A 5170-nucleotide genomic window follows, 5' to 3' on the forward strand; every position below is an offset into this window, starting at 1 on the left:
CGAGCATCCGCCGGGCACCCTCACGGACTATGTCGTCCATCAGGGATCCGGTCTCGGTGGTTCGCTCGTCGTTGACTACGCTGAGCACGGGCGTGCCTTCCCGACCCGCGGTGCAACGCGGGTCTACTCGGTGACCATCAATCGATCACTCGGGAAGGTACGCCCTCCGCGTTCCGCGAGGCACCCCTCCCGAGGACGATCCACAGGTCTTGAGCATTGCTCGAGACCGAGCTGTCCCCGCTCGAAGACCTCATCAAGGTCTGGGATGAGACCATCGACGCGAGCATCCGCGTGGACAACCTCCTTGCTGAGGAACGCGATCGGACGCATGCCATCGCCTTGAACGAGGGCAAGTTGATGGCGTCACTCTGTTGCTCTTTGAAAGAGACACGCTGCCCGCCTCGTCGGCGTCGCAGTCTGAGAGCCTGTCGGGTGACCTTCGATCGGAAAGCGGACGCGGTCTGGTGCGTGCGATTCCAAGGCGCTGGAAGGTCCTCGTAGCGGAGCTACTAGGGCATTTCGGCAACGCGGGAAGCGTGCGTGCCAGGGCGTGGCCGCCCGATCAGAGGTCACCCGACAGGCTCTGAGAGGCCAGACCCCAGGTAATGCGACACGAGCTGCGAGGGACACGGCTTGTGTAGCAACAAGCTGGGCAAGGGGCCGGTCCGATCCGTGCGGAGCGCGGGGTCCGCCTCGTCTACCCGCAGGCGTATGGCGAACCCATTCATGAGCGGGACCTGGCCGCCGTGTCGGTGCGCGCTTCTTGACGACGCCCACCGCGGGGCGACGTACCGCATCACGGGTCCCGGCCGACGCAGGCGGCATCGCCCGGGCCGACGCACGTGGACACGGTCCGGCCGCAGCTGTGGGCCCGGTCGCATGCGTACGCCGACCGGACCCATCGCCTTGCACCCCCAGCGGCCGGGAAGGGGGGCGGGGCTTCCCCGTCGGACAGCGTCCGTCCCGAAGCCCCGCCGTCTCAGCTGCTCACGTCCTCCCCGAAGTCCCCGGACATCGCCGCCGCCATCCGCAGATGAGGCGTCGCCTCCTCCTGCCGGCCCTGCCGCTCCAGGGTGCGGCCGAGCATCAGCCGCGCATAGTGCTCCACCGGGTCGCGCTGCAGCACCGCCCGCAGCTCCGTCTCGGCCTTGCCGAGCCGCGCCGAGTGGTAGTAGGCGCGGGCCAGCAGCAGCCGCGGCGCGACCTGCTCCGGCGCTTCCTCGACCAGTCCGCCCAGGATCCGGGCCGCGGTCAGGTACTCCTTGGCCTCGAAGAACATCCGGGCGCGGTCCCAGCGGTCGGCTGCCGTGCCGAACTCGTAATAGGTGTCGTTCACTTGCCCTCCTCGGTCGCGACCTTGGGCGATCCGTCGGGCCATGCGTCCAGTCGTTCGCGCGGCCCGCTTTCAGCTTGCACAACACCGGATTATGGTTGAACATTCCACCAAGCTTTTGGCGTGGGTACCGGCCGCGCGCGCCTGCACAGGAATAGGTTGAGCGTCATGAGCAATCTCGATCGTCAGGCCGCACTCTCCGTCTGTGGCGGCCGGGGCTTTGTCGTCGCCGACCCGGTGCGTGAACTCCTCGCCCCGCGTCACGTCCAGCTCGGCGAGTCCACCGAGGTTCGCAGGCTGCTGCCCAACCTCGGCCGCCGGATGGTCGGAGCCTGGGCCTTCGTCGATCACTACGGCCCCGACGACATCGCCGACGAACCCGGGATGCAGGTACCGCCCCACCCCCACATGGGCCTGCAGACGGTCAGCTGGCTCCACGACGGCGAGGTGCTTCACCGCGACAGCCTGGGGAGCCTGCAGACGATCCGCCCGCGCGAACTGGGACTGATGACCTCCGGCAGGGCCATCAGCCACTCCGAGGAGAGCCCGAAGCCGCACGCTCGATTTCTGCACGGCGCTCAGCTCTGGGTTGCGCTGCCCGACGCTCACCGCCAGGTCGAGCCGCACTTCCAGCATCACACCGACCTGCCGACCGTCACCGCCCCCGGCCTCACCGCCACGGTGATCCTCGGCGAGCTGGACGGAGCCACCTCGCCCGGCACCGCCTACACCCCGATCGTCGGCGCCGACATCGCCCTGACCCGTGGCGCCGAGGCGCGCCTGCCGCTCGATCCGGACTTCGAGTACGCCGTGCTGTCCATGTCCGGCGAGGCGGAGATCGACGGCGTGCCCCTGCTGCCCGGATCGATGCTCTACCTCGGCTGCGGCCGCACCGAACTCCCGCTGCGCGCCGACTCCGACACGGGGCTGATGCTCCTCGGGGGCGAGCCCTTCGAGGAGGAGATCGTCATGTGGTGGAACTTCATCGGCCGTACGAGCGAGGAGATCGCCCAGGCTCGCGAGGACTGGATGGGCAGCTCCCGCTTCGGCGAGGTGAAGGGCTACCAGGGAGGTCCGCTGTCCGCCCCCGAACTCCCTCCTGTGCCCCTCAAACCCCGGGGGCGTGTGCGCTGACCTGGGGGATAGTCCTGCAGCAATGCCCCGAGAGGCGCTGTCGGTCTACCTGGCGGCAAGTGAAGTCTGCAGTGGGTGCAGCGCGGTTCGGTCCCCCTCTGCAGAAGGGGACTGCGTTTCCCAGGTTTCGACCTCAAGGTCCACCTGATCGCGACCGTCACTCGGCCCACCGCCCGAAGGCCGTCCGGGATGGGCAGTTCCCGCGGACGGCCGTGCGCCGACCTGCCCAGGCGGCCTGCGTGCCCCGGGAGCCCGGTCAGCTCAGGCCGAGGCGCGGGCGATCAATCCGCGTTGCACGTCGTTGGTTCCGCCGCTGAGGAAGGCGAGGATGGACAGGCGTAGGCCCTGCTCGAAGATGCCCGCGCCGGGGGCGTCCGGTGTGCCGAGGGTCGCCGCGGGGCCGAGGATCTCCAGGGCGTCGCGGCTGAGCTGCTCCGCCACCTCCGCAGCCAGCACTCCGGCCATGGCCGAGGCGAGGCGTGCGGTGTGCGCGGCGCTGGACTCGGCTTTCCCGACCGCCTCGGTGAGCAGCAGGTTCACCGCCTGGACCTGGACGGCCATACCGCTCAGCCTGGCTCGCTTGTCCGACCCGGACGGGCCGGCCGCGCTGTCCGGATCGGCACGGACGGCTGCCAGCAGTTCGTCGAACTGCCGACGGGACATCCCGGCGAGTTCGCCGGCCAGCAGTACCCGTTCGCCGGTGAGCGTGTCCGTGATGACCTGCCAGCCGCGGTTGACCGGGCCGACGCGCGCGGCGTCGCTCACCCGGACGTCGTCGAAGCTCACCGTGCAGCAGATCTGCCCGGACAGAGCCTGGTGCGGCTCCGTCCTTATCCCCGCGGCCGCCATCGGGACCAGGAACATGCTGATCCCGGCCAGCGGCAGCTTCGCTTCCACGTCCGTGCGCACGGCGAGCCAGATGTACTCCGCGGCGTGGGCGTTGCCGATCCAGGACTTCGTCCCGTTGATCACCCAGTCGTCGCCGTCCCGGATCGCGGTCGTGGTCAGCGACGCGAGATCGGAGCCCGCTTCGGGCTCGCTGTAGCCCAGGCAGAAGGTCAGTCTTCCGTCCAGGATCCGGGGCAGATACCTCGCCTTCTGCTCGGCCGTCCCGTACTTGACGATGGGAGCGCCGACCACCGAGACGGCGGCCATCGCGATGGCGACCGGCAGCTGGTGGTAGGCGGTCTCGTCCAGCAGCGCGAGCTGCTCGGTGAGGGTGGCGTCGCGGCCGCCGTCGGCGGCGGGCCAGGTCATTCCGAACCACTTCCGCGCTGCCAGTCGGCCGCTGTGGGCCGACGGGTGCGGTCACGCTCCTCGGCGGGACTTGTGCTTCTTGTCGAACGCGTTGGCGGGTGCGGCCGCGGCGGCGAGCGCACGCCGGTCGACCTTCCCGTTCGCCGTGACGGGCATCCGGTCGACGACCGCCCAGAGCGCAGGCACCATCAAGGACGGGAACCGTTCGGCCAGGCGGTCTCTGAGGTCGACCGGGGTGACGGCCGTCCCCGGGTCGAGCCGCACGGCGGCGAGCAGCCGCTTGTCGGAGGTGGTGCCGTCGGTGAAGGTGACGACCGTGCCCTCGACCTCCGGGTAGCCGTTCAGCGCGTCGCTGATCGCGGTGAGCTCGATGCGGTAGCCGCGGACCTTGACCTGGTGGTCGGCCCGCCCGAGGAAGTGGATGTGGCCCGATCTTGTTTGGTGGTCAACCGGAGTTCCCGGGAGGAGCCAGGTGAACGGATCAAGGCCACAGGCCGAGGTCAAGTCGTTTTACATCTCCAAGTGGATGGTGTGGTAGGCATTTCAGCGAGTCAAGGCCAACAAGGGTGCACCCGGGGCGGACGGCGTGACGATCGAGCAGTACGAGCAGAATCTCTCGAAGAATCTGTTCAAACTGTGGAATCGGATGTCGTCCGGCTCGTATTTTCCTCCAGCGGTGAAGGCCGTGGAGATCCCCAAGGCAGGCGGGAAGGGTATCCGCGTGCTCGGGGTGCCCACCGTGGACGACCGGATCGCACAGACGGTAGCCGCGACGTATCTGGAGCGGCGGGTGGAGCCTGTGTTCCACCCGGACTCCTACGGCTACCGGCCCAGGCGGTCGGCGTTGGACGCGGTGGAACAGTGCCGGCAGCGCTGTTGGCGAAGTGACTGGGTGGTCGATCTCGACATCCGGGCGTTCTTCGACAGCGTGGACCATGAGCTGAAGCTCAAGGCGGTCGAGCGGCATATCGACGCGGACGGGAAATGGGTCCTGCTCTACGTCAAGCGGTGGCTCGTCGCGCCGCTGGCGAAGGCGGACGGATCGGTGCAGCAGCGGGATCGCGGAACTCCCCAGGGGTCGGCGGCCACGCCCCCAACGCAATGGGTAACTCGGGCATGAGTCACCCTCCGTAGCGTCTTGATCTTGATGCTGGTCGTCGGCGGTGTGCTCACGCACGGGTATGCGGTGCCGGATGGTGATCTTCTCGGGGCCGACGAGGACGTCCTTGACGAGGAGCCGCAGGACGCGCTGGCGTTCGGGGACCTCGGCTGTCCCAGCGTTCTCGCGGAGCTGGGCGAGGAATCCTTCGAGGTCGTCGGCGAGCTTGAGGTAGGCGTCGCGGTCGGCGAGCTGGGCTTCCAGCGTGTCGAGTTGGCCGCGCAGGTTGCTCTCTCGTGCGCGCAGATCGGGCATCCGGGAGCGGAGTTCATCGATGGTGACCAGCT

General features: G+C 68.7%; 6 protein-coding genes. 3 read left to right on the top strand and 3 right to left on the bottom strand.

The annotated features are described in order from the left end of the window. Positions 1–979: 979 nt before the first annotated feature. The gene (locus ACGFSA_RS34755; RefSeq protein WP_393310120.1) at positions 980–1336 is read right to left on the bottom strand and encodes a tetratricopeptide repeat protein; all 357 of its coding nucleotides are present in this window, start codon (positions 1334–1336) and stop codon (positions 980–982) included. A 165-nt stretch (positions 1337–1501) separates the two neighbouring features. Here ACGFSA_RS34755 and ACGFSA_RS34760 point away from each other — a divergent pair, with 165 nt between their 5' ends. Next, complete coding sequence (locus tag ACGFSA_RS34760) at positions 1502–2467, top strand: pirin family protein (RefSeq protein ID WP_393310122.1); 966 nt, start codon at positions 1502–1504, stop codon at positions 2465–2467. 261 nt (positions 2468–2728) lie between these two features. Here ACGFSA_RS34760 and ACGFSA_RS34765 read toward each other — a convergent pair whose 3' ends face one another. Together ACGFSA_RS34765 and ACGFSA_RS34770 are read right to left on the bottom strand one after the other, a co-directional pair. Continuing rightward, positions 2729–3748 (bottom strand): acyl-CoA dehydrogenase family protein, encoded by a 1020-nt coding sequence (locus tag ACGFSA_RS34765; RefSeq protein ID WP_393310130.1) that lies wholly within the window; start codon positions 3746–3748, stop codon positions 2729–2731. A gap of 27 nt (positions 3749–3775) precedes the next feature. After that, positions 3776–4228, bottom strand: coding sequence for a hypothetical protein (locus tag ACGFSA_RS34770; RefSeq protein ID WP_393310124.1), 453 nt, complete (start codon positions 4226–4228; stop codon positions 3776–3778). A gap of 82 nt (positions 4229–4310) precedes the next feature. On the opposite strand from ACGFSA_RS34770, the gene ACGFSA_RS34775 reads away from it, so the two are divergent. Continuing rightward, the gene (locus ACGFSA_RS34775; protein ID WP_393310126.1) at positions 4311–4844 is read left to right on the top strand and encodes a reverse transcriptase domain-containing protein; all 534 of its coding nucleotides are present in this window, start codon (positions 4311–4313) and stop codon (positions 4842–4844) included. Between the two features lie 24 nt (positions 4845–4868). Beyond that, positions 4869–5170: hypothetical protein (locus ACGFSA_RS34780; protein ID WP_393310128.1), on the top strand; the 302-nt coding region annotated here is incomplete at its 3' end.

Source organism: Streptomyces sp. NPDC048496 (genome assembly GCF_043200055.1).
Lineage (GTDB): Bacteria > Actinomycetota > Actinomycetes > Streptomycetales > Streptomycetaceae > Streptomyces.